At 45.0% G+C, this 23,484-nt stretch carries 24 protein-coding genes; 14 read left to right on the top strand and 10 right to left on the bottom strand.

Going from position 1 to position 23,484, the window contains the following annotated elements; genetic code table 11:
* Positions 1 to 77 precede the first annotated feature (77 nt).
* Positions 78 to 716, bottom strand: a complete 639-nt coding sequence (locus D1814_RS09710; protein WP_118491771.1) for a DUF2959 domain-containing protein — start codon at positions 714 to 716, stop codon at positions 78 to 80.
* Positions 713 to 955: a hypothetical protein gene (locus tag D1814_RS09705; RefSeq protein ID WP_039217956.1), complete on the bottom strand. Its 243-nt coding sequence runs from the start codon at positions 953 to 955 to the stop codon at positions 713 to 715. Before D1814_RS09705 ends, D1814_RS09710 begins: the two co-directional genes overlap by 4 nt.
* A 188-nt stretch (positions 956 to 1,143) precedes the next feature.
* On the opposite strand from D1814_RS09705, the gene pip reads away from it, so the two are divergent.
* The 3 genes from pip (at position 1,144) to D1814_RS09690 (ending at position 3,672) form a co-directional block, all read left to right on the top strand.
* Positions 1,144 to 2,121, top strand: coding sequence for a prolyl aminopeptidase (gene pip / locus D1814_RS09700; protein ID WP_118491770.1), 978 nt, complete (start codon positions 1,144 to 1,146; stop codon positions 2,119 to 2,121).
* Complete coding sequence (dtd, locus tag D1814_RS09695; RefSeq protein ID WP_118491768.1) at positions 2,118 to 2,555, top strand: D-aminoacyl-tRNA deacylase; 438 nt, start codon at positions 2,118 to 2,120, stop codon at positions 2,553 to 2,555. Before pip ends, dtd begins: the two co-directional genes overlap by 4 nt.
* A 202-nt stretch (positions 2,556 to 2,757) precedes the next feature.
* Positions 2,758 to 3,672: a bifunctional GNAT family N-acetyltransferase/hotdog fold thioesterase gene (locus D1814_RS09690; RefSeq protein ID WP_118491766.1), complete on the top strand. Its 915-nt coding sequence runs from the start codon at positions 2,758 to 2,760 to the stop codon at positions 3,670 to 3,672.
* Positions 3,673 to 3,784: 112 nt separating this feature from the next.
* Here D1814_RS09690 and rpoH read toward each other — a convergent pair whose 3' ends face one another.
* Positions 3,785 to 4,639 carry an RNA polymerase sigma factor RpoH gene (rpoH, locus tag D1814_RS09685; RefSeq protein ID WP_118491764.1) on the bottom strand — a complete coding sequence of 285 codons (855 nt, stop codon included), beginning with the start codon at positions 4,637 to 4,639 and terminating at the stop codon, positions 3,785 to 3,787.
* Between the two features lie 628 nt (positions 4,640 to 5,267).
* On the opposite strand from rpoH, the gene D1814_RS09680 reads away from it, so the two are divergent.
* Positions 5,268 to 6,494, top strand: a complete 1,227-nt coding sequence (locus tag D1814_RS09680; protein WP_118491762.1) for an EAL and HDOD domain-containing protein — start codon at positions 5,268 to 5,270, stop codon at positions 6,492 to 6,494.
* Positions 6,495 to 6,648: 154 nt separating this feature from the next.
* A complete protein-coding gene (locus D1814_RS09675; RefSeq protein ID WP_118491760.1) occupies positions 6,649 to 7,884 on the top strand; it encodes an EAL and HDOD domain-containing protein in 1,236 nt (411 codons plus the stop codon).
* A gap of 88 nt (positions 7,885 to 7,972) precedes the next feature.
* On the opposite strand, the gene ftsX is transcribed toward D1814_RS09675, so the two are convergent.
* Genes ftsX through ftsY form a run of 3 tightly spaced genes read right to left on the bottom strand, consistent with a single transcriptional unit; the run spans position 7,973 to position 11,423 of the window.
* Positions 7,973 to 8,953: a permease-like cell division protein FtsX gene (gene ftsX / locus D1814_RS09670; RefSeq protein ID WP_118491758.1), complete on the bottom strand. Its 981-nt coding sequence runs from the start codon at positions 8,951 to 8,953 to the stop codon at positions 7,973 to 7,975.
* Entirely contained in the window at positions 8,950 to 9,663 is a 714-nt protein-coding gene (ftsE, locus tag D1814_RS09665) for a cell division ATP-binding protein FtsE (RefSeq protein WP_118491756.1), read from the bottom strand. Before ftsE ends, ftsX begins: the two co-directional genes overlap by 4 nt.
* Positions 9,664 to 9,689: 26 nt before the next feature.
* The gene (gene ftsY / locus D1814_RS09660; RefSeq protein ID WP_118491754.1) at positions 9,690 to 11,423 is read right to left on the bottom strand and encodes a signal recognition particle-docking protein FtsY; all 1,734 of its coding nucleotides are present in this window, start codon (positions 11,421 to 11,423) and stop codon (positions 9,690 to 9,692) included.
* 66 nt (positions 11,424 to 11,489) lie between these two features.
* On the opposite strand from ftsY, the gene rsmD reads away from it, so the two are divergent.
* Complete coding sequence (gene rsmD / locus D1814_RS09655; protein WP_118495361.1) at positions 11,490 to 12,176, top strand: 16S rRNA (guanine(966)-N(2))-methyltransferase RsmD; 687 nt, start codon at positions 11,490 to 11,492, stop codon at positions 12,174 to 12,176.
* 68 nt (positions 12,177 to 12,244) lie between these two features.
* Here the strand turns inward: rsmD and D1814_RS09650 are convergent, their stop codons facing one another.
* Together D1814_RS09650 and D1814_RS09645 are read right to left on the bottom strand one after the other, a co-directional pair.
* A complete protein-coding gene (locus tag D1814_RS09650; RefSeq protein ID WP_118491752.1) occupies positions 12,245 to 12,823 on the bottom strand; it encodes a YjaG family protein in 579 nt (192 codons plus the stop codon).
* Complete coding sequence (locus D1814_RS09645) at positions 12,824 to 13,426, bottom strand: YhgN family NAAT transporter (protein ID WP_118491750.1); 603 nt, start codon at positions 13,424 to 13,426, stop codon at positions 12,824 to 12,826.
* A 497-nt stretch (positions 13,427 to 13,923) separates the two neighbouring features.
* Here D1814_RS09645 and D1814_RS09640 point away from each other — a divergent pair, with 497 nt between their 5' ends.
* On the top strand, positions 13,924 to 14,106 hold the full coding sequence (locus D1814_RS09640) for a helix-turn-helix domain-containing protein (protein ID WP_118491748.1): 183 nt from the start codon (positions 13,924 to 13,926) through the stop codon (positions 14,104 to 14,106).
* Positions 14,107 to 14,152: 46 nt separating this feature from the next.
* Here the strand turns inward: D1814_RS09640 and pepB are convergent, their stop codons facing one another.
* Entirely contained in the window at positions 14,153 to 15,436 is a 1,284-nt protein-coding gene (pepB, locus tag D1814_RS09635) for an aminopeptidase PepB (protein ID WP_118491746.1), read from the bottom strand.
* 190 nt (positions 15,437 to 15,626) lie between these two features.
* Between pepB and sfsA the strand changes: the two genes are divergently transcribed.
* The 7 genes from sfsA to panC all read left to right on the top strand — a co-directional run bounded on the left by sfsA (position 15,627) and on the right by panC (position 21,657).
* Positions 15,627 to 16,343 (top strand): DNA/RNA nuclease SfsA, encoded by a 717-nt coding sequence (sfsA, locus tag D1814_RS09630; RefSeq protein ID WP_118491744.1) that lies wholly within the window; start codon positions 15,627 to 15,629, stop codon positions 16,341 to 16,343.
* Between the two features lie 240 nt (positions 16,344 to 16,583).
* Complete coding sequence (dksA, locus tag D1814_RS09625; RefSeq protein ID WP_012519849.1) at positions 16,584 to 17,033, top strand: RNA polymerase-binding protein DksA; 450 nt, start codon at positions 16,584 to 16,586, stop codon at positions 17,031 to 17,033.
* Between the two features lie 73 nt (positions 17,034 to 17,106).
* On the top strand, positions 17,107 to 18,030 hold the full coding sequence (gene gluQRS / locus D1814_RS09620; protein WP_118491742.1) for a tRNA glutamyl-Q(34) synthetase GluQRS: 924 nt from the start codon (positions 17,107 to 17,109) through the stop codon (positions 18,028 to 18,030).
* Between the two features lie 98 nt (positions 18,031 to 18,128).
* Positions 18,129 to 19,451 (top strand): polynucleotide adenylyltransferase PcnB, encoded by a 1,323-nt coding sequence (gene pcnB, locus D1814_RS09615; RefSeq protein WP_118491740.1) that lies wholly within the window; start codon positions 18,129 to 18,131, stop codon positions 19,449 to 19,451.
* Complete coding sequence (folK, locus tag D1814_RS09610; protein WP_118491738.1) at positions 19,444 to 19,941, top strand: 2-amino-4-hydroxy-6-hydroxymethyldihydropteridine diphosphokinase; 498 nt, start codon at positions 19,444 to 19,446, stop codon at positions 19,939 to 19,941. Before pcnB ends, folK begins: the two co-directional genes overlap by 8 nt.
* Before the next feature lie 58 nt (positions 19,942 to 19,999).
* Positions 20,000 to 20,794: a 3-methyl-2-oxobutanoate hydroxymethyltransferase gene (gene panB, locus D1814_RS09605; protein WP_118491736.1), complete on the top strand. Its 795-nt coding sequence runs from the start codon at positions 20,000 to 20,002 to the stop codon at positions 20,792 to 20,794.
* An 11-nt stretch (positions 20,795 to 20,805) separates the two neighbouring features.
* A complete protein-coding gene (panC, locus tag D1814_RS09600; protein WP_118491734.1) occupies positions 20,806 to 21,657 on the top strand; it encodes a pantoate--beta-alanine ligase in 852 nt (283 codons plus the stop codon).
* Between the two features lie 168 nt (positions 21,658 to 21,825).
* Here panC and panP read toward each other — a convergent pair whose 3' ends face one another.
* On the bottom strand, positions 21,826 to 23,460 hold the full coding sequence (gene panP / locus D1814_RS09595; protein WP_118491732.1) for a pyridoxal-dependent aspartate 1-decarboxylase PanP: 1,635 nt from the start codon (positions 23,458 to 23,460) through the stop codon (positions 21,826 to 21,828).
* Positions 23,461 to 23,484: the final 24 nt, after the last annotated feature.

Raw genomic sequence — 23,484 nt, 5'->3', positions numbered from 1 at the left:
CGGCTCTATAAAAAATGCATGAAACGAAAGAAGGGAGCTACAAGCTCCCTTCTTTATAATTAATGCCTAACTAATGGCTAGTTTTTCATCGAAGATATGAAAGCATCAGACTCAGCGATAGCTGAATTCATTTGTCTGATAAGCTGAGCAACATTGTTTTCAATAGTAGAAAGTTCGCCCTGCAGTGCGCCAATGGCGCTAGCATTTAAGTTATGCTTCAGGTACAACACGTTATCTTGAAGTGCGCTTAATACTGGCGGCATTTTGCTTTCAGCTTTGCGCATTGCTGACATTAATGAAGAATAGCGACGCTTGGTTTCGCGAAGCTTAGCCGTGCTATCCCGTTTTAACGACGCGTTCTCATATTTCTCAAGCTCATCTGCCCACTCATCAAATAAAGCTTCAGCAACGCTTTCCACTTTATCAATGCGTGAACTCACTTCTTCTGAAGCGGCAACGCTGTCTTCATACTGACCGTTCAAGCGGTTGTAAACGTCTTCTAGCTCTCCGCCGTCAAACGCAACTGCAGCACTGAATGCTTCTAACGCAGAGTTAAACTGCTCTTGTGCGTCTTCCTGTGATTCTTTTGCGTTTTCTACGCGGTCAACTAAGATATCACGCTTTTCAACGCCCACCTTTTCCCATGCTGCGTAATATGCAGACTGACACCCACTAAGGGCAAGCATAGCAACAAATGCTGATGCGATTAACTTCATGCGGTTACTCCACCTCTAAAACGTGCTGCGCTTATAATACAAATCAAATGCAAAAGGGCGCCTAAAGGCCAAAAGACAATGGCTAGTACCACAGTTGCAGCTAAGGCATAACATACGCCCACTGTAACGAAAAAGAACAATGCACCTAAAATTCTTCCTTGTACCAAGTGACCTAACCCAGGAATAAAGAAGTTACAAATTGCGGCAATTACGTTACCGCCCGATCCTTGACCTGCCATATCAACATCCTCGCATTTATGACTATAATATGATTAGCTAGCACGTAATGACACTTGTTCTATAGTATTCACTTAGCGTTAATTGCTTAATTTAAAAGCAAAAACGGCGTTGAAGCAGTCAGCACGCAAACGTTTGAATAACAATAAACTAAACTAAAACAGGCACTCACACAACGCGCAGAAACAAAATGAAACGACTTTACCCCGATGTTACCTACTATGAAAACGGATTTATCGAAGTGGGAAGTGGGCATTCGCTTTACTTCGAGCAAAGTGGTAATCCAAACGGCATCCCCGTGCTTTTTATTCACGGCGGCCCTGGCGCAGGCTTACCTCCTAACTACAAATGCTTTTTTGATAGCAACAAGTATCGCATTATAGGTTATGAGCAACGTGGCTGCGGCCGCTCTACCCCCGTCGCCGATACAATAAACAACGACACCTGGTCTAACGTTGAAGATATAGAAGCACTACGAAATCACCTTTCTATTCCTAAATTTCTATTATTCGGCGGTTCCTGGGGCTCAACGCTTGCCTTACTTTATGCGCTTAAATACACCCCACGAGTAACAGGTCTCATTCTTCGCGGCGTATTTTTAGCCAGGCAAGAAGACAGAGATTGGTTTTTATCCCCAAATGGATGCGCTGCGCAGTTATTTCCTGAGTACTACCGCAAATTTACTAAGGATGTCCCGGCACCGGTTACCTCCAGCGCAGTCTGTGATTTTTATAGCGCAATGGTACGCTCTAGCAACGATGTACTGCGCCACGCAGCCTTAAAGCGCTGGTATCAATGGGAAGAGCGTTTATCTCGCATTACCTTACCTCCCGGCGTAGGCGACTCCACTGATAATTACCCCATGCAATTGGTCACTTGCCTAGCAACTTTGGAGTGTCACTTCCTTTCTAACAAGTGCTTTTTAGATGAAAACTATATTCTTGAAAACGTTGATAAAATAAGTCATATTCCGGGCACAATTATTCATGGTCGTTACGATATGATTTGCAAAACGGAAGCTGCTGAAGCACTTCACAAAGCATGGTCCCAAAGCCAGTTGCAAATCATCCCAGATGCGGGGCACAGCACATCCGAACCCAGTATAGGTTACGCCCTTTGCCGCGCTACTCGCGACATGTCACGCTTTATTCAGGAGTCATCTAAGTGATAGGACTTATTCAACGTGTATCAGAAGCTAATGTAACCGTAGACGGCAAGGTTATTGGTGAGATTGGCAAAGGCATGTTGGTGCTGTTAGGCGTTGAAAAAGAAGACGGTGAAGCGCAAATAGAGAAGCTTGCGAATAAGCTCTGCCGATATCGCATGTTTAGCGATGAAAATGGGAAAATGAATTTAAATATTGAGCAAATCGATGGCGAAATACTGGTGGTATCCCAGTTCACGCTCGTTGCTGACACTCAAAAAGGAAATCGCCCAGGCTTCTCTCGCGGTGCATCTCCAGAACATGGCCAAGCTATCTATGATCAATTTGTGCAGGCCCTAGAAAATAAAGGTATGAAAGTCGCTACCGGAAAGTTCGGTGCTGATATGCAGGTTGGCCTTATTAATGACGGGCCTGTCACTTTCCAGTTTAATGTATAATACCCGTTAGCATAGATAATCACCCACTCAGCGAACGCAAAAAGCCCGTCGTTCGCTGTTTTGTGGGCAACTGCTAGGTCTTCAGGTTATAGGTGGCTGTCTACTTCTTCGGCATTCCAAGTTTGCTTACATAATTAAACTTGTACCTCATGGGTTCTTACGTTTAAATACCCCTTCATTCATTTAAGAAGGTCGGTTTATTGTGTACAAGGTAGTTACGCCTAAAAGCGACGCCGAATTTGAAGCCTATTTTCATTTTCGATGGGAGCACTTACGCCAACCATGGAATTTCCCTCCAGGCTCTGAAAAAGACGAATATGAACAGGTCGCCGAGCACCGTATTATTACCAACCGTAAGAACGAAATCGTAGCCTGTGGCCGTGTTCATTTGAACACAGCTGAAGAAGCTCAAATTCGCCATATAGCTGTGCATCAGGATCATCAACGCAAAGGCTTAGGTCAGATGATCATGGCAGCGCTGGAAAACGTAGCCAAAGACTTGGGTGCTGAGCGCGCAGTAACTAATAGCCGCGAAATATCTATCGACTTTTTTAGTGCGTGCGGTTTCAAGATTGAGCGTGAAGCCCCTAACGAATTGGGTATGCTCAAACGTCAGCAAATGGTTAAGAAGTTCACTGAAAACAATTCCTTAGTGCTGCACCCTAAATGGTGTAAATCGTTGCAGGAAACGTGGTCAGAAACCATACCTATTACCGAGCACATGGGTATAAAACTATACCAGTATACCGGGCGTACACTGGAAACCCGGGCTTCGCTAAATAAAAATATAAATATTCACGGCACTATGTTCGCAGGCAGTATTTTTTCTTTAGCTACGCTGACCGGTTGGGGCATGATTTACTTGCAGCTTAAAGAGCGTGGATTAGACGGCGATATTGTATTGGGCGATGGTGATATCCATTACCACAAGCCTATCACTATGAAGCCAAGAGCCATCTGTAATATAGAAACCTTATCGGGTAAGTTTAAGCCACTAGAAAGCGACAACAAAGCGCGGTTTGAGTTAAACGTAGCTATTTTGGACGGTGATACGCCAGTAGCGGAATTTGAGGGTGTATTCTACGTTCTTCCCCCTTCTAAAAACGAAGAAGAGTAGCGTTACGGGCTCACACGTTGTCACTTACGGTATAAATCAACGCATAAAAAAAGCGCCATAAAGGCGCTTTTATTTCAAAATTAAGCTATCTGTAAGCTATGTACTGCGTATGCTAAGCGACCATAGCTGCTTGTAGCTTTTTCATCGCGTTCTTTTCAATTTGACGAACACGCTCTGCAGACACCTGATATTTATCAGCTAAGTCTTGCAGTGTAATCTTGTTATCTGCTAACCAACGAGTTTCAATGATGTCTTGGCTACGCTCGTCTAGCGTTTTAATCGCTGAATACAAACGCTTGCTCGCCGCTGTATCCCAGTCGTTATTAATTACGTCTGTTTCAACATCTGAAGACTTATCTTCCAAATACTGAACTGGCGCAAAGTTGCCTGTTTCATCTTCGTCTGCAGATAAATCAAACGCTTGGTCTTGAGAACTCATGCGCGCTTCCATTTGAAGCACTTCTTTCGTACTCACACCCAGTTCGTCCGCAACAGTTTGCACTTCAGCATGGGTAAACCAACCGAGACGTTTTTTCGCCTTGCGTAGGTTAAAGAAAAGTTTACGCTGCGCTTTGGTAGTCGCAACTTTCACTATTCTCCAGTTTTTAAGTACAAACTCATGAATTTCTGCTTTGATCCAATGTACCGCGAAAGAAACCAAACGAACGCCCACTGTAGGGTCGAAACGCTTAACGGCTTTCATCAGACCAATATTACCTTCTTGAATTAAGTCGGCTTGTGGTAAGCCATAACCTGAGTAAGATTTTGCAATGTGCACTACAAAACGAAGGTGTGACATTACTAGCTTACGAGCGGCCTGTAAGTCTTCGTCTTCGCGAAGGCGCACTGCCAACTCGCGCTCTTCCTCAGCGCTAAGCATATCAATGCTGCTTACAGCTTGAATGTAGCCTTCGATGCTACCGCTGTGTGGCACTGACAGGGCCATAGATTGCAAATTGTTGCTCATTGTTCACCTCATTTATTGCCGCTTCATATTAGCAAAGTAACTGAAGCTGCGCGAGACCTAATTAAGATATGAAGTCTAACCGATATGTAGGTATAGTGACTATTTCTACAATATCAAGACCTAAAATAATAAAAAAAGTTCAACTTGAAGAAAGAACTATCCGTTTAGTTCTGTCTCAGTCAAAACCCCTAGCCATTCCTTATGAGCGCCAGCTCTTCTAACTTCATACTCCACTAACGCCACATCCGTTCAATGACTGACCTGCGTTAAGTGGTAGTTGGGTAGGTCATCTAACCACAACGCTATTATACTTTAATTACATAGCAAGAATTAAAAACTAATCTCACTGATATGAATTCTAACGTTTATACGCCACATACATCAGCGCGAACGTAAATATTAGCAATAAGCACTTCTAGCGTTCTTTTTAACTCTTACTGTAGAACCATACACTTATCATACGAGTATTTTAAACCTTGCTTTTCTCTTCGGAAATTGAAAATATTAGATGGTATTAATCGATTTTGCACTACGACCGCTACATGGCATTTTCCAGACTACAACAATAAAAAACTGGAAGGGAAATACTTAAGGAAGGAGTAAGGCAAGTAAAGCAAAGAGGAACTCGATGTTTGCTTACGTCGCTAGACAGCCCATATTTGATGTAAACCGAGAAGTTTACGCTTACGAACTGCTTTTTCGCGTGGGCGAGGAGAATTGTTTTCCCGACATCCCTCCCGACGAGGCCACGTCGAAAATACTCACCTCTACCCACTTAAGCTTGGGTATTGAAGAAATTACCGGAGACAAAAAAGCGTTCATCAATTTTCATCGAGATACGCTAATGTTTCGCTTTCCCACTTCGTTAGATGCTGACAAAGTTGTGATTGAAATCGTCGAAACGGTAGAGGTAGATGACGCATTGGTCGCGGCTTGTAAACATATCCGCGGATTAGGTTACCCTATTGCCCTAGATGACTACGACATGAAGGGCAAATGGGAAGCCTTTATCCCTTTCACCAGTGTTGTGAAAATTGATATCACCGAACTCCCTCACGATAAAATTCCAGCCTTAGTAACGCGCTTTAAATCAAACGACATTAAACTAGTAGCCGAAAAGATTGAAACCTATGAAGAATTTCATAAATTCAAAGATATGGGGTTTGATTACTTTCAAGGCTATTTTCTTGCTAAGCCGGAAATTGTTAAGCATAGAAAGTTGGGGCCAAGCAGCTTAACTATGATGGAACTGCTTACCTTAAGTAGTCAACCTAAGCTCAATTTCGATGATGTGAATAAAATTATTGAAAGAGATCCATCGCTCACCTACCTGCTGCTGCGCTTTATCAATAACCCAATGGTTAATAAGCGCCATAAGATAACGTCACTCAAACATGCGCTAACCTTTATGGGTGAAGTGGAAGTGAAGAAGTTTATATCTTTACTTGCTCTTGCCAACTTAAGCGACGGCCAACCTAGCGAATTGATGCAGATGGCACTGGTTCGTGCAAAGTTTTGTGAGTTAGTGTTTACCCAACTTAAGACGTCTGACAACCCGCTGAAAGGCTTCCTCACCGGGCTGCTGTCTTTGCTTGATGCCATGATGGAGCAACGTATTGATGATCTGGTAAGCAAGGTTCCCATCAGCGATGATGTTAAAGACGCGCTTTGCGGCACACCCGGCATGCTGCGTAACTGTTTGACGCTTGTTCAGTTTTTTGAACGCGCTAAATGGGCTGGCGTTAAACAGTTTGCAGCTAAGTACGAGATAAAACAAAGCCTATTACACAGCTACTACAATGAAGCTATTAAGTGGGCAAAACACATTCATAGCTCGGCATTGAAAGATGATTAACTAGCACAATAAAAGAATACGTTTTCAAAATAATCATTGATTTGTTGTTAGACTATGCCTACATATCATAGACTAGGGTGTAGGCTTATTATTTCCTAAGCCCATCTGATATCGATAAAAAAGTCGTCAAACCATGTTGCCTCAGGATTAGTTTATGTTCGCGTTCATAGCCCGTCAGCCTATTTTAGACAAAAGCAAAAATGTATTTGCCTATGAACTGTTGTTTCGGGATGGTAAATCTGGCGCATACCCAGAACACAACGATCAGAAAGCTAAGTATATTTCTGAACACTTTCATCCACTAGGACTTGACGATATAAGCGGTGAGAAAACATCCTTTATCACTTTCTCATCCGATACCATTATTTCGCGCTTTCCAACATCGCTTAATCCTGAATCGGTTGTTGTTGAACTGGCAGACCCTACCGATAACACCAACGGGCTGTATGAAGCATGTCAACACATCAAACAGCTTGGCTTTAAGCTTGCAATTGACGACCCTATGATGGTAGGTGCAACCCATGATGTCTTCCCTCTTATCGACATAGTAAAAGTAGATGTCACTAAGACTCGCTTTGAAACCATCGAAAAGCACATCCCCCGCTATCATGATGCTAACGTGAAACTTGTGGCTGAGCAGGTCGATACTCAAGATAACTTCTCTACTTGTGTTGACTTAGGTTTCGATTTCTTCCAAGGCTATTTCTTCTCACAGCCTGAAGCGCGCATTCTTAAGCAGCTCCCAGCCTCTAAAATGAATATTGTAGATTTAATGGGAGAGAGCTCGAGCACTACCTTTGATGTTGAGCGCATTAGCCAAATTATTGAACGTGACGCAACACTTAGTTTCTTGCTGCTTAAGTTCATCAATAACCCAACTATTAATAAGCGTTTCAAAATTACGTCGTTGAAGCATGCTCTGAATTACATGGGTGAAGTTGAGATTAAGAAATTTATCGCGTTATTAAGTTTAACTAATTTAGGCGATGAAAAGCCCCTTGAAATCATACATATGTCACTTGTACGCGCCAAATTTTTTGATTTACTGGCCGAGCGCAGGGGCATTAAAAATAACCCGCCTATATCTTTCTTAGTTGGGCTTTTTTCGTTACTTGAAGGTTTACTCGACCAGTCTATGACTGACATTGTGAAACAACTGCCGCTGTCTGACGAAGTGAATGATGCCTTACTGGGTAAAAACCTAGAAATGAACAACTATATGACGTTAGTTCGCGCTTTCGAAAGTGCACTTTGGATGAACGTGATCAAGCAAGCAAAGTTGCTGAACATTGATCAAAAACAACTTCACATGCTGTACAACCAAGCAATCACATGGGGCAACGGTGTGCGAAGTGCTATTTCCGCACACTACCCGCGCGCGATTGCTTAGCAGTTAAGCATGGGTGACTAAGCGTTCACGCTAGACTGACTTTCAAAGACCAGTAAGCGTAATAGCTAGAGATTTCATTGCACCACGTTTATTTGGGTTCAATCTCTTTTACGTGACGTTGCACTGAGATTAAGGACCCAAGCAAGCCTAATAGTACTGAAAGCCCTAACATGGTTAGCAATGCTGAACCAGTCAACCCAGTAATATTAAAATCTTTCTGATACATGGCAGCAAATGTGGTTATGCTGCTATCCATCCACCACAAAATAATAATTACAGCAAACCACGCCATTAATCCGCCCAATAGGCCATACCAAAAACCTGTGTATAAAAAAGGACGGTGAATAAACGCATCGGTAGCTCCCACCAGCTTCATTACTACAATTTCATCGTATTTGTTGAGTATATTCAGTCGGATAGTGTTACCTATAATAAGCACTACAGCAATAAACAAGAGCAGGCCAATTAAGGTAACTAAGTCTCTTGCAATATCAATAACCGCGTACAAACGTTCTAACCACTCGATATCAAGCTTGCCAATGTCTACCTCGCGCTGCTGACGAAGCTTGTCCAAAAGCGCTTTAGCAGCAGTAGGTGATGCGTGTTTTTCACCAGGCGTAACCAGTACGACATCCGGTAGCGGGTTTTTCTCCAAGTATGCGATAGCATCGCCCAACCCAGATAGGTGCTGAAACTCTTTAAGCGCGTCATCGGCAGGAATGTAAACTACACTGCCTATTTCCGACCATGTATTCAGTCTTGCGACCAGCTGTTGTGAGCTTGCCGCATTGATACTAGGCTTTAGAAAAAGGGATATTTCTGATGCTTGATCCCAGCCTGCGGTAATTTTCTCTGTGTTTTTTACCATGATATAAAGCGTACTTGGCAACGTTATACTTAAACCCAGTACGCCAATTGTCATTAACGAGGCTAAGGGCTGTCGCCAAAGCTCACCAAGGCTAGACAAGGCTTGTCGCACATGGCTAACAAAGAACATGATAACAGTTTGCACCATGCCTACTTTTGATGAGGATGCGCCTTGTGTTCGACCTTTAAATAAAATGCTCACGACCACTCTCCTTCGCCGGTGCTTGAACCCGTGCCACCCATATCATCGGTTAGACCATCAGTAATCATTTGCCCGTTTTTAAGCGTAAGCGTGCGATAGCGCATACGAGCGATTAGCCCTAAGTCGTGAGTCGCAATCAGCACCGATACTCCCGCTTGATTGAAATCTTCGAACAAGCGGATAATTTCCATTGAAAGTTTAGGGTCTAGGTTACCGGTAGGCTCGTCGGCTAACAGTAAGGGAGGTTTATTTACCACTGCTCGCGCAATACCCACACGTTGTTGCTCACCTCCAGATAACGTAATGGGTAAGCAACGGGCTTTGTCTCTAAGCCCCACCATCTCAAGCGCGGCGTCTACACGCTTGCGAATTTCTTTATGCGTATACCCTTCAATCACTAACGGCAAGGCGACGTTGTCAAAAACTGATTTATCCATTAACAGCTGATGACTTTGAAAGATCATACCGATATCGCGGCGAATGTAGGCAATATCTCGACGGGTAATGGTGTTAAGGTCGTGGCCATTAATAAGAACGCGCCCTACTGTTGGGCGCTCCATTAGGCTGATAAGTTTAAGTAGTGTACTTTTCCCTGCACCCGAGTGCCCTGTTAAAAAGGCCATTTCACCTGGGGCAATATGAAAATTAACCTTACTAAGCGCGCGCTGCCCGCCTGGATAGGTTTTGCTTACCTGCTCAAACTTTATCATTATTTTTCCCTACCGCTTTGCTGGTTTTAGCTTCCAGGTGTGTCCATTTCGCTAAACAACGCGTCAATAAATTCTTGGCCGTCGAACTGGCGTAAATCATCGATACTTTCGCCAACACCTATATACCTTATAGGAATTTTAAACTTATCGGCAATAGAGAATATAACTCCGCCTTTTGCTGTACCGTCTAATTTGGTAAGGGTGATACCAGTTAAGCCCACAGCTTCGTTAAACAACTTAGCTTGGCTAATAGCGTTTTGCCCAGTACCAGCGTCTAATGTAAGCATCACTTCGTGAGGCGCGTTGGGGTTGATCTTCTTCATAACGCGAACCACTTTCTTTAGCTCTTCCATCAAGTTGTTCTTGTTCTGCAAACGTCCTGCGGTGTCAGCAATAAGAATATCGGTGCCGCGCGATTTAGCCGCTTCTAGCGCATCGTAGAGTACCGATGCACTGTCAGCTCCAGTATGTTGTGCGATAACGGGGATGTCGTTGCGCTCGCCCCATACTTGAAGCTGTTCCACGGCAGCAGCTCTAAACGTATCACCGGCAGCAAGCATCACTTTCTTGCCTTCTTGCTGGAACTGCTTAGCCAGCTTACCAATAGTGGTGGTTTTACCTACACCATTTACACCAACCATCAAGATAACGAACGGACCTTCACTGGAATCATGTGCTTTCATGACTTCAGAAAGAGGCTGGTTAACTTCAGACAGCATACCCGACATTTGTTGCTTCATGATATCCAGTAAAGCTTCCGCATCTTTAAGATCTTTACGAGACGCACTATCAGTCAAATGGTCAATAATTTTTTGTGTGGTATCCATACCCACGTCGGCCACTAAAAGCTGTGTTTCAAGGTCTTCGTACAGCTCGTCATCAATGGTTTTACCTTTAAATAGGCTAACTATACCGCTGCCTAAATTCTCTTTTGTGCGAGATAGGCTGGCTTTTAAGCGTGCAAATAGGGACTTTTTCTCTTTCGGCTTTTCTTCGGCTTGCGCTTTAGCCTGTGCTTCAGCTTCGGCCTTTGCACGAGCCTCTTCTTCCGCTTGGGCTTTAGCCTGTGCTTCGGCTTCGGCCTTTAAACGAGCCTCTTCTTCCGCCTGCGCTTTAGCCTGTGCTTCAGCTTCGGCCTTTGCACGAGCTTCTTCTTCCGCTTGGGCTTTAGCCCGTGCTTCGGCTTCCGCCTTTGCGCGAGCCTCTTCTTCGGCTTGCGCTTTAGCCTGTGCTTCAGCTTCGGCCTTTGCGCGAGCCTCTTCTTCGGCTTGCGCTTTAGCCTGTGCTTCAGCTTCGGCCTTTGCACGAGCTTCTTCTTCCGCTTGGGCTTTAGCCCGTGCTTCAGCTTCCGCCTTTGCGCGAGCTTCTTCTTCCGCCTGCGCTTTAGCCTGTGCTTCGGCTTCCGCCTTTGCGCGAGCCTCTTCTTCCGCTTGGGCTTTAGCCCGTGCTTCAGCTTCCGCCTTTGCGCGAGCTTCTTCTTCGGCTTGCGCTTTAGCCTGTGCTTCAGATTCGGCCTTTGCACGAGCTTCTTCTTCCGCTTGGGCTTTAGCCTGTGCTTCGGCTTCCGCCTTTGCGCGAGCCTCTTCTTCGGCTTGCGCTTTAGCCTGTGCTTCAGCTTCGGCCTTTGCACGAGCTTCTTCTTCCGCTTGGGCTTTAGCCCGTGCTTCAGCTTCTGCCTTTGCGCGAGCTTCTTCTTCCGCTTGGGCTTTTTGTTTCTCTGCTTTCTTGTTCTTACTGAACCAGCCAAAAAGTTTCGACATTGTTAGGACAAATCCTTATAAATTCTTAGCAATTTCGGCTACACTTGCCGCCTAATGTATGAACGCATGATACCATTGTCGGCCACTATGAAGCGAGTTTCTCGCCCTACTCGGGCTCCATCTTCTGCAAAAAAACCTTATTCACCAAAAAATGGTAGAACCCAACGTGCAAATAGCACAGGGCAAATACGTATTATTGGTGGCCAGTGGCGCGGTAGAAAACTACCTGTATTGAACGCCGAAGGGTTAAGGCCTACTACCGACAGAAATAAAGAGACCTTATTTAACTGGTTAATGCCTTATATTAATAACGCACGCTGCCTAGATGTATTTGCGGGCTCTGGTGGTTTGGGATTAGAAGCATTATCGCGCTATGCGGCACATTGCGATTTTATTGAACTAGATAATCAGGCTGCTTCACAGCTAAAGAGCAACCTTTCTTTGCTCAAAGCAAATGAAGTCGCGTCAGCTAACATTTACCAAGGTGATGCGTTACAAAACCTGAAAGAGCTAAACTCTTCAGAAACTAGCCGGGCACCTTACGATGTGGTATTTGTCGATCCGCCGTTCGGCAAAGGTTTAGTAACACCTGCGCTAACGTCGCTTGCAGAAAATAACTTAGTGCAAAACGGTAGCGTAGTTTACTTGGAGCATGAGAGTACGCTCACAACACCTACGTTACCTACCCACTGGCAAGTGATTAAAGAAAAACACACCAGCGCACTGCGCTACATGTTAATAGAAGTGAGCTAACTAAAACGTACGTACGCTTAGCGTAGCGCAAAGCCGTGAACCTACCTGAAGTGCACGGCCTAGCTACTTTAAAGTTCAAGGCCTATGTTTGAGATGCCCGCTTCCAGTGCGAGGGCTTTCATTTCGTCTGCTGCCTTTGCAGGATACTTAGCTTGCTCAACGTAATCGAGCAGTTCGTTTTGTACCTCTACTTCAAATTCCATAAGTGGGTGACCTTTTACGGTCTCATCATCAGCTTCTTCGCTTTCTAATAAATAAGCTTCAACGCTACCTTGAGATAGTTTACTAATAACCACAGCACCTTGTGGGTCATCACCAGCAATTAGGTTGAGCAGACCAGCTAGCCCAATGGCTGCATCTATAGCTGGGTAGACGCCATAGTTATCGTGTTCGCTAGTGTCCGGGGTAGCAACTTCCACCTTCTCAAGCTGCACAGCGATATTAAATTTACTTTTAGGAGACTTTAGCGTTTCCCAGACCAAGTTTAAGCAGTTGCGTAAGGCATTCGCATCACCGCTTTCTGTAAGCTCACAGAAAAGCGTGTAGTTAGGTAGCATACGCTCAAGTAACGCAGCGCCGAATGCAACGGCTTTCCAGCCTTCTAAGGCGCGGACACGCCCAAAGGTATTAAGTTTTTGCTTTGCCATTTAAAGGGCTCCAGTGGCATGCATGAAATATTTAGTAACGCCATCTAATAACATCTGGATAGCGATCATAACGAGGATCATACCCATTAATCGCTCCATCGCAACTAGCCCGCGCTCTCCTAAAATTTTATGAAACACGTTTGAAAATAATAAGATCACTGCGCTAATCGACCACGAAGCGGCAAGCGCTAGTGACCAATCCACCATTCTATCTGGTGCTTGATTAGCAAGAAGTATTAACGCCGCTAACGTTGAAGGGCCAGCGATCATAGGAATAGCAAGAGGCACCAAGAAAGGCTCTTCACCCACTGCCAATCCGCTTGGATTACCAGACGACGGAAATATCATCTTAAGCGCGATAAGAAATAAAATGATGCCACCGGCAATACTCACAGTTTCTTGCTCAACATTCAAAAAATTGAGTACGGACTGACCGCTGAATAGAAATAAGAACAAAATACCAAGAGCAAACAAAAGCTCTCGAATAAGAATAAATTGACGTCGTTTGGGCTCAATCGATTTAAGCACTGACATAAAAACCGGCAGATTACCGAGAGGATCCATGATCAGAAAAAGCATAACGGCAGCGGACCAAGTATCCATTTTTTATTGTCTCCGATTAGTGCGTGAGCCTAATTTAAGCGTGAACGGTAAAGTATAACCCAAGATTCATGCAGATAGGTGGTTTTGGCGCGCAATGGTAAACCAAGCAGTGTGAGTTAAAAACACCTTTTAACTCACACTGCAGTTGCTCGTTATGTCCATCTAAATCAGATTTTAGGTAAAAAGCTCGCGCCCATCACCAGTAAACATTAAAAGAATCGTTAAAAAAGACTCGAAAAATAGCAAAAATGCGCTTAACTAAAACAATAGGAAGCAGTATGAAGCAGGCATAGCAACTATAACGTTATCTAGCCTTTGGTTTATGCAATGTGTAAACAAAACTGCTTACCATAGCTGGATGTTTAGTATTTTATTCGCCTTTTAGGTAATGTCTTGTACAAAGCGCTTCTGATGTAATGACGAGGTCACACAGCCTTGTCCAAAGTAGAGGCCTTGTTAAAACCTAACAATAACAATCACAATAGGAAAATTTTGTAATGAGTTTGATGACGGTAAAAGAAGTGGCGGCATTTCTTGGTGTTCAAGAAGTACGCGTAGAGCGTCTAGAGCGCGAAAGCCTTTTAGTATCAAAAGACAAAGATACCGACGGTAACCCACTTTTTGATAGCGGTGACGTTGAACGTTATAAGAAACTGGCTGAACGCTTAGGCGGGATCTAATTAACGAAAAGGGGCAACACTTTGTGAAGCCCCCTCTGTTGTTTATTTATGCACTGAAATCTTTCAGCATTCTGGCAATTGAGCGAATGCCTTTTGCTGTTGCACCTACTGGCATTTCAGAGGTTGCTCCACCGTGATAAGCAGCAGCCAAATCTAAATGCACCCAGCCTTCTGGTTTAACAAAGCGCGATAAGAAGCCCGCTGCGTTTGACGCACCGCCACCGCCGCCACCTTTCATCGGGCGACTGTTCGCCGTGTCAGCAAACGCTGACGGGCAACGGTTTGCGTGAAAATCTTCAAGGGGTAATGGCCAAAAGCGTTCATTCTCAGCTTTTGCTGCTTTAAGCATTTGATCGCGCGCATTATCATCTAGCGAGAATACGCCGTGATAATCAGAGCCTAATGCAACCATTGCAGCACCCGTTAACGTTGCGGCATCGATAATAAGCGGTGCGCCAGTTTCCGTTGCCGCCATCAGACCATCAGCCAGTACCAAACGCCCTTCTGCATCGGTGTTAACAACTTCAACGGTTACCCCATTTTTGTAGGTAAGTACATCGCCAAGCTTATAAGCATGACCACTTATAAGGTTCTCCGCACAGCACAATATTAACTGGATACGCTTTTCGCTGCCTTGGGAAATAGATAACCCTAACGCACCGGTTACCGTTGCCGCGCCACCCATGTCGCACTTCATATCTAACATACCTTCGCTAGATTTAATGCTGTAACCGCCGCTGTCGAAAGTAATACCTTTCCCTACTAGCACAGCATCGACAGGGGCATCTGCATTGCCTGTGGGGTTATAATCAAGTACCAGCATTGCAGGCGGGCGCTCACTACCGCGACCTACGTTATAAATTCCTATCCAGCCTTGCTCTTTAAGGTCTTCACCTACTGTCATTGAGTAGGTGACTTTGTCTCCACCTAACGACTTGAGCCACTGCGCAGCGCGTGTCGCTAAGGTTTCAGGGCTAAGATCTTCCGGCGTTTCGTTTACCAGCTGTCGGGTAAATAATAAAGCCGCGTACTCTTGCTCTAGCGCAGCTTTGTCAGCCGTATCCGCCCATTGAATAGACGCTGGCTTGAGCGCGCGAGTAAAGCTAAGTGCAAACGCCCACTGTTGTTCTTTGTGCCAATCCCCCTTAAGCGCAACGGCAGGCAATCCAAGGCCATCTAATTTTCTCGCCGCTTGCTGAATTAAACGCTCGTTAAGCTTGTCATCAGGCAAGTGTATAACTGCGCCTGATTCAGTGAAAGAAAGCTTAGCGCTTTCGCCCCATACAGCTTCAGCGCTATTGGTTGAGAGGCTTACGGTAAATTCTGCCATTGCGTTTTATTCCTTATACATCGTTATATTTTCGATAAGCACTTTTTGCGCTTGCTCAAATCTTTGTTACTCTCTTTTGCCTGTATACCGCGTATATGTGGTTCGTTACCCCATAAACCCTATGCCTTAGCACACGAATAACTAATGGGTACCTCGACGCGGTGAACCTTATTTTTTAAAAAGGCGATACATGAAGTTTTCACCTTCCTTATTACGCGGCACCTTGATTAAAAGGTACAAGCGTTTTCTTGCCGACGTTGAGCTAGACGACGGTTCAATCGTTACTGCTCATTGTCCCAATACAGGTGCAATGACCGGCTGCGCTGAACCGGGATACACGGTTTATTTAAGTGAGTCGACAAACCCTAAGCGAAAGCTCAAATATACATGGGAACTTGCCCAAACGTTCGATGGTCACTTCATCGGCATTAACACTCACAATGCTAATAAGTTGGTGGCAGAAGCACTAGATAACAAGGTGCTAAGCGAATTTTCCGGTATTAGCGGTTGGAAAGCAGAAGTAACACCGCCTACTGCCAATAGCCGATTCGACTTCGCGTTGACCAGAGAAAATGCGCAGCGTCAAGAACTTACAGAATATATGGAAGTAAAATCGGTAACCCTAGCGGAATATAATAAAGGTTACTTTCCCGATGCGGTAACTCAGCGAGGAGCAAAACACTGCTTGGAACTAGCTCGCTTAGCGCAAAGCGGTATAAAGACCAGCTTGTTATTCTGCGTGCAACATACCGCTATTAAAAGTGTTCAAGTTGCAGAGCATATTGATCCAACCTATGCACAAAGCGTACAGATTGCCGCTAATGAAGGCGTAACTATGCTTGCCGCAGGCTGTATAATTGATGAACAAAAAATCCTATTAAATCAATTACTCCCTGTGATTTTATAAAAAATAGGTTGATTTTTTTCATTTCGCCTTCATATTTGCGCCTTGTTTTAGTGGGAGAACGCACTAATGCGTTTGCTGGTAGCCAGTCGTATAAATGATTAAACATCTGGCAAATGTTAGAAACAACACACCAGCATAATAATTACATAGACACGATCGATTGCCTGAAGCTGTCGAGTCTGATATAGATATCGGTCCAATCAGGACAAGATGGATGTCGTAGTGTAGGAGATGTGGCAGATGCCAACAGGAAAAGAAACAAAATCCCTAGGACTATTAGCGCTGGCAGGTTTGCAGCCGTACGAGCCAAAAGCTGACGAAGAGTACATGGGCGAGCCCCAATTGGAGCACTTTCGTCTATTGCTTAAAGCGTGGCGTAATCAACTTCGTGAAGAGGTTGACCGTACGGTAACGCACATGAAGGATGAAGCAGCAAACTTCCCTGATCCTGTAGACCGTGCAGCTCAAGAAGAAGAGTTCAGCCTTGAATTACGTACACGAGACCGTGAGCGTAAGCTAATAAAGAAAATTGAAAAAACGCTTAAGCGCATTGAAGAAGACGATTTCGGCTTCTGCGATTCATGTGGTATCGAAATTGGTATTCGTCGCCTAGAAGCGCGTCCTACAGCTGATTTATGTATCGACTGTAAGACCATGGCTGAAATCAAAGAAAAGCAACTTCAAGGTTAAGTTACTAACCCCGAGTATGTTGATATAGAAAGCCTCATCCCAAAAAGATGGGGCTTTTTGTTAAACCTTAATTATGCATAACCACTATGTAGGGCGTTTTGCTCCCTCCCCCTCTGGCCAACTACATTTCGGTTCACTCGTTACTGCTGTTGCCAGCTACCTAGATGCAAAAAGCCATAATGGCAAATGGTTGCTTCGCATGGAAGACATTGACGAACCGCGCTGTATAGCAGGCGTTGACAAAGCTATTCTTACCACTTTAGAAACCCATGGGCTCCATTGGGACGGTGATGTTATCTATCAAAGTGAGCAACACCCACGTTATCAAGCGGTTCTTGATGATTTACTTTCTCAAGAGCGAGCCTATCTTTGCACGTGTACACGTAAGCAGATTAAAGCTATGGGCGGCATTTATAACGGCAACTGTCGCGATAAATTAGTGTGCACAGCTACACAGGACTGCGCACTGCGCCTAAAAGTAGATGCGCCGCTTGAAGCCTTTGAAGATGTACTCATGGGTAAAGTACTCCCCTCTATTTCAAACGCCAAATCAAACGCCGAAGATGTTGTACTAAAACGGCGTGACGGTTTGTTTTCATATAACCTTGTGGTCATTTTGGACGATGTATTTCAGCAAGTTAACTGTGTAATGAGAGGGTGCGACCTTATTGATGTAACGCCACTGCAACGCGCGGTGTATAAAACACTTGGTTACACCGCCCCCCAATACGGACATGTGCCGGTAGCGTCTGTGGCGCCAGGCAGAAAGCTGAGTAAACAAAACCGAGCAGCCCCCGTTAACAACGAAACCGCGCTAGCGAATATTGTGCGTGTTATGCACTTTTTAGGCTTTTCCTTTCCAAATGCTTCAGAATTTGATGATATTGATTCAGTGCTCAAGACGGCAATTTTGATGTGGGATAGGAAAAAAGTAGTGAAAACACCCGAAATTATTGTTCCACAGCATGAATCCACTTATTATAGCGGACCTTTATAGTCTGCGGAGATACCATCATCATTCATCGTGTTTTTAAATCTGTTAAGCGCGCTTTTTCAAAAGAGAGTTCGTCCTCTAACGCTTTGAAGCCAAGGACTATGACCCGTGGAGAACACGGCATATCTCGTGAAGATGTAAGTGCAAATGCATTGAAAGTAATGTATCGCCTTAATGGAGCTGGCTTCGAATCCTATTTGGTAGGAGGCTGTGTACGCGACATTTTGATGGGTCACGAACCTAAAGACTTCGACGTGGTAACTAACGCTACGCCTGAGCAAATAAAGGGGCTTTTTAGAAATTGCCGTCTTATCGGCAGGCGTTTTCGCTTAGCTCACATTGTATTTGGTCGAGAAATTATTGAAGTTGCTACATTCCGAGGACATCACCAAGAGTCTGACGAAGATGAAAACCTGCCAAAGGGCAAAGCTGTCGCAAAGCGTGACGCACACGGACAGCTAGTACGCGATAACGTATTTGGTACCATCGAAGAAGATGCTGAGCGCCGTGACTTTACTTTTAACGCCATGTATTACAGTGTGGCTGACTTTACAGTAAAAGACTTTGCAAATGGCCTAGCCGCGATAGAAAAGCGTGAAGTTGAGCTAATTGGTGATCCGGAAACACGTTACCGTGAAGATCCGGTGCGTATGCTGCGCGCGGTACGTTTTGCCGTTAAACTTGGCATGAGTATCGAAGATAAAACCGCATTACCGATTAAATCTCTGGCGAACCTTTTGCAGAACATACCAGCAGCGCGTTTGTTTGAAGAAACCCTTAAACTGTTTTTATCGGGTAAAGGGGAAGAAACATTCCTAATGCTGCACGAGTACGGCCTAATTGAGCCCTTATTCCCTCAACTTGCGCCGTTTTTGAAAGATGAAAACAGCCGTGAGATGCAGTTTGTCCGTCGTGTACTAGCGAACACAGATGAACGGATTAATAGTAATCAGCGTGTTACACCCGCATTTTTATACGCCGCATTATTGTGGTACCCAGTAGAGGAACAATCTCAGCGTTTGCAAAGTGAATCAGGCTTAAATGCTTTTGATGCATTCAATATTGCATCAGGCGAGGTTATTGCCCGTCAAACTCAGCGTATAATGATTCCGAAGCGTTTCTCTACCGTCATACGGGACATATGGATTTTACAGCAGCGCCTACCCAAGCGCTTTGGTCGTCGTGCGTTTCAATTGCTTACCCATCCGAAATTCAGAGCTGGTTATGACTTTTTGCTAGTACGTGGCCAAACAGAAGGCGGCGACCTACTTGAACTCGCCCAGTGGTGGACGCACTTCCAGCACGCTGACAATGGTAAACAAAAAGGCATGCTTAACGCGCTTCGCAAAAGTGAGGGTGGCGCAAAAGGTGCTCCGCGCAAACGCAAGCGTAAACCAGCAGCGAAACGAGGTCCAGATGCATAAAGAGCATGTTTACATTGGCGTAGGCAGTAACCTTGGCAATAGCCAAGAAAAAGCGCAGCGTGCGTTTGATGCCATTAACCAATTAGAAGATACTCGCGTACTTAAAACCTCTTCGCTTTATTCCAGCAAGCCGATGGGGCCGCAAGACCAACCCGACTATATCAACGCGGTGTGCTTAATAGAAACGTCACTTAAGCCTCACGGATTGTTAAAACAACTTCAGCGCATCGAGCTAGAAGAAGGTCGAGAGCGTAAAGGAGAACGCTGGGGTCCGCGCACGCTGGATTTAGATATATTGCTATACGGCAGCGAAACTATCGATACTGCAGACCTGATCATTCCTCACTACGGTATGGCGGGGCGTGAGTTTGTTATGGTACCGCTGTTTGAAATTGCACCCAATATGGTAATGCACGACGGAAAGCCTATTTCAGCGTGGGTTGCTAACTGCTCGCTAGACGGACTTAGTCGCCTGCGCACTTCCAATTAGCCGCAAAATCCGTATAGTTCGCCACACGATATCAACAAATATCAATCTGAGACATGTCATGAAGAAAGTAACAGTATCTGGCTTGCTTAAGAAAAAGCAGGCTGGGGAAAAGATCACCTCTTTAACGGCTTACGACGCCAGCTTCGCCAAAATGTTCGATGAACAAGGCGTAGACGCCCTTCTAATCGGCGACTCTTTAGGCATGGTTCTTCAGGGTGAAGACGACACCCTTCCAGTAACTATCGACGACATTGCCTACCACACCAAAAGTGTGCGTCGTGGTACCGAGCGCGCCTTCGTTTTAGCTGATATGCCGTTTATGTCTTACGCGACACCAGAGCAAACCTACGCTAATGCGGCAAAGTTAATGGCTGCTGGTGCAAGCATGGTAAAGATGGAAGGTGGAAGCTGGTTATGTGACACCATTAAAGGCTTAAACCTTCGCGGTGTACCCGTGTGCGGACATTTAGGCTTAACGCCGCAGTCAGTTCACGTATTCGGTGGATTCAAAGTACAAGGTCGTGAAGCAAGCCAAGCAGAAAAGCTGCTTAGCGAAGCAAAAGCATTAGAAGAAGCCGGTATTCAGCTACTAGTGCTCGAATGCGTACCTTCATCACTAGGAAAAGCAGTAAGCGAAGCCTTAACCATACCGGTAATAGGCATAGGTGCAGGTAAAGATACCGACGGCCAAATTCTAGTGATGCACGATATGTTTGGTATAAGCGCTAACTACATGCCTAAGTTCTCTAAGAACTATCTTATAGAAACCGGAGATATGCGCAAAGCAGTATCAAAATACATTGAAGATGTGCAAAGCGGTGCGTTTCCTTCTGCCGAACACAGCTTTGAATAACGGGGTACAATATGAAGGTGCTTGATAGTATTTCAGCATTACGCGACGCCGTAAATACGTGGCGTCGAAATGGTGAAACCGTAGGTTTTGTCCCCACGATGGGTAACCTGCACGACGGTCATCTTAAACTAGTTAAAAAAGCAAAAACACATAACGACAAAGTGGTGGTAAGCATTTTTGTAAACCCCATGCAATTTGGTGCAAATGAAGATTTAGACGCCTATCCACGTACTATTGAAGAAGACAAAACAAAGCTTATTTCTGTAGATGCAGATGCCGTATTTTTACCAAGCGTCGCAGAGATGTATCCTGCAGGGCTTGACGCTCAAACCTTCGTTGAAGTGCCTGGTATATCAGACTCTCACTGTGGCGCGAGTCGTCCGGGACATTTTCGCGGTGTAGCCACCGTTGTTACCAAGCTGTTTAACATGGTACAGCCAGATGACGCTTTCTTTGGCGAGAAAGACTTTCAACAGCTACAAGTGATCCGTGCTTTAGCGCGCGATTTATCAATGGCAGTAAAGGTTCATGGCGTACCTACCGAGCGCGAAGCGTCAGGACTGGCGATGAGCTCCAGAAATGGCTACCTTACAGACGCGGAAAAAGCCACAGCAAGCGCTATTTTTGAAGAGATGCAGCGTATTAAAACGAGCATTGAAGGTGGCAATACTAACTTTGTTGAGCTTGAAAGCACCATGGTTACCAACCTTGAAGCGAAAGGCTTTAAGAAAGACTACTGCCAGGTGGTTAACGCTGCTACGTTTGAAGCGGCCAGCGATAGCGACAAGGAACTAGTGCTGCTAGTTGCTATGTTTATGGGTAAGACCCGTTTAATCGACAACATGCAAATAACGCGACGCTAAGCGAAAGCCACTTATATACGAAAAAACGCCCGACGCATTGCTCTTAAACAGAGCCTGCACCGGGCGTTTTTATTTGTTCGTTTTAAAACGTTGGCTTTTTCGTTAGCGTAGAAACTACTCGAATTTAAAAAGCTAACACCTAAGAGGCTAGCATTTTAAATGCTTGACCTAAGAAGCTAGAGTTTCTGTTTCGCCAACAAATTCCATAAGGTCCTTCCACGCCTGAGTTTCTTTCGCGATTAAATGCTGCTCAGCCAAAATAGCGGCCAAATCATTATGGCTCGTTAACGGGTTAGCTAATACCACGCGAAATACGGTAATACACTGAGACGGGTAATCTGGCGCTTCTAAACGGGTACGGGAAACAAATGACTTACCCGCTTCACGTTGCTGCTTTTGCACCGCAACAACAAGCGCATCAACTTTTTCATTAATTGCGTTGCGCACTTTTGCGTTAGCGTGCTTTAACTTTTCCTGGACTTCTTCAGGGCACACTCGGTAGGTTAATAGCGATAACGTCGGCGTAGTAGTTAACTCAAAGTCACTCGCCTTATCTATCATTTGTGAAAAGTCTTTGGCTTTATCGATGCTGCGATCAATAAGAAGTTCGTAACCTTTGCGACCAAATATATGCAGTGCCGAGTACACCATCATCGCCATACCGTTACGAGAACCTTCGAGCGTGGTTGCCCCTAAATCTTTAGAGCCTGCACGGAGTATATACTGAGCATGATGTCTAACCGCGTTGGCGTTTTGTGGGTCTTTAAAAAGAGTCATACCTGCACCCATGGGCACGTACATCTGCTTATGGGCATCAATGGTAACTGAATCTGCTCGCTCAATGCCCTTTAATCGGTCTCGATAACGCGCAGAAAATAGCGTAGCGCCGCCCCACGCTGCGTCTACGTGGAACCAACAACCAAGCTCTTTTGCTACATCAGCAAGCTCGTCCAGCGGGTCTACGTGACCGGTTTCAGTTGTACCACCCACGCCGACAATAGCGAGAAGCTTATTCCCTTCCTCTTGGTAACGTTTACCAATGCGAAGGGCTTTGGCTGGATCTAGGGTTTGCTTCGGAGCCGCTACCGTCAACAACTGCTCACGACCTAAACCTAAAACATCTACTGCTTTTGACAGCGAGTAATGACCGCGTTTGCTGCACATCACGCCTAAGTTGTTAATGTCATAATGGCGATAGGCAGCGGCAAGACCGGCTTTAGCTACGCCTGAAAAAGCTTTTTGCGGGCCGAGCAATTTATTGCGAGCCACCCACAAAGCAGTAATATTGGCGATAGTGCCACCAGAACAGAATGCACCTAATGAATGCGCAGCACTGTGTAAGTGCTTATCATAAAAAGTTTGTGGCTGGTCGTATACAAGGTTGTGCATCATACCTAGCACTTGACGTTCTAGCGGCGTGAAAGCTTTTGAGGTCTCTATTTTAACCAGGTTCTGGTTAAGCCCTACCATTAACTTAGAAAGCGGCAGATGAAAATAAGGCAGCGCAGATGTCATGTGGCCAATAAAAGTAGGCGAGTAAGTATTTACAGAGTGCGCCACGAGCTTATCAAGTAAGCTCTCAGCATGAGTAGACACAAACTCCGGTGACTCAGGCACCTTAGAGTCTGAAAAATCTTTTTCAATCTCTTCTAACGACGTCTTTTTTGTCACTACATGTTGCGACAAGAAATCTAAGATATTGTCAGATAAATGCTGCTCGATTTGAGCCAGCTTTGAGTCTTTGTGTTCAGGTTTGGTAAAGACCCTAAACAGGTGCTCTAAACTAACTTGCGCTTCACCCACTCAACACACCTCATACTTTAAACA

Source organism: Alteromonas sp. BL110, from assembly GCF_003443615.1.
Classification (GTDB): Bacteria; Pseudomonadota; Gammaproteobacteria; order Enterobacterales; family Alteromonadaceae; genus Alteromonas.
Note: the sequence above shows the minus strand (reverse complement) of the source record. Positions and strands in the feature narration are given on the sequence as shown.

Coding starts and splice junctions, on each gene's coding strand:
- D1814_RS09710 (WP_118491771.1), bottom strand. CDS start 716: ATGAAGTTAATCGCATCAGCATTTGTTGCTATGCTTGCCCTTAGTGGG.
- D1814_RS09705 (WP_039217956.1), bottom strand. CDS start 955: ATGGCAGGTCAAGGATCGGGCGGTAACGTAATTGCCGCAATTTGTAAC.
- panB (WP_118491736.1), top strand. CDS start 20,000: ATGAAGAAAGTAACAGTATCTGGCTTGCTTAAGAAAAAGCAGGCTGGG.
- dksA (WP_012519849.1), top strand. CDS start 16,584: ATGCCAACAGGAAAAGAAACAAAATCCCTAGGACTATTAGCGCTGGCA.
- pcnB (WP_118491740.1), top strand. CDS start 18,129: ATGACCCGTGGAGAACACGGCATATCTCGTGAAGATGTAAGTGCAAAT.
- ftsE (WP_118491756.1), bottom strand. CDS start 9,663: ATGATAAAGTTTGAGCAGGTAAGCAAAACCTATCCAGGCGGGCAGCGC.
- folK (WP_118491738.1), top strand. CDS start 19,444: ATGCATAAAGAGCATGTTTACATTGGCGTAGGCAGTAACCTTGGCAAT.
- pepB (WP_118491746.1), bottom strand. CDS start 15,436: ATGGCAGAATTTACCGTAAGCCTCTCAACCAATAGCGCTGAAGCTGTA.
- D1814_RS09675 (WP_118491760.1), top strand. CDS start 6,649: ATGTTCGCGTTCATAGCCCGTCAGCCTATTTTAGACAAAAGCAAAAAT.
- sfsA (WP_118491744.1), top strand. CDS start 15,627: ATGAAGTTTTCACCTTCCTTATTACGCGGCACCTTGATTAAAAGGTAC.
- gluQRS (WP_118491742.1), top strand. CDS start 17,107: ATGCATAACCACTATGTAGGGCGTTTTGCTCCCTCCCCCTCTGGCCAA.
- D1814_RS09650 (WP_118491752.1), bottom strand. CDS start 12,823: ATGGCAAAGCAAAAACTTAATACCTTTGGGCGTGTCCGCGCCTTAGAA.
- D1814_RS09645 (WP_118491750.1), bottom strand. CDS start 13,426: ATGGATACTTGGTCCGCTGCCGTTATGCTTTTTCTGATCATGGATCCT.
- panC (WP_118491734.1), top strand. CDS start 20,806: ATGAAGGTGCTTGATAGTATTTCAGCATTACGCGACGCCGTAAATACG.
- ftsY (WP_118491754.1), bottom strand. CDS start 11,423: ATGTCGAAACTTTTTGGCTGGTTCAGTAAGAACAAGAAAGCAGAGAAA.
- rpoH (WP_118491764.1), bottom strand. CDS start 4,639: ATGAGCAACAATTTGCAATCTATGGCCCTGTCAGTGCCACACAGCGGT.
- pip (WP_118491770.1), top strand. CDS start 1,144: ATGAAACGACTTTACCCCGATGTTACCTACTATGAAAACGGATTTATC.
- D1814_RS09640 (WP_118491748.1), top strand. CDS start 13,924: ATGAGTTTGATGACGGTAAAAGAAGTGGCGGCATTTCTTGGTGTTCAA.
- rsmD (WP_118495361.1), top strand. CDS start 11,490: ATGATACCATTGTCGGCCACTATGAAGCGAGTTTCTCGCCCTACTCGG.
- D1814_RS09680 (WP_118491762.1), top strand. CDS start 5,268: ATGTTTGCTTACGTCGCTAGACAGCCCATATTTGATGTAAACCGAGAA.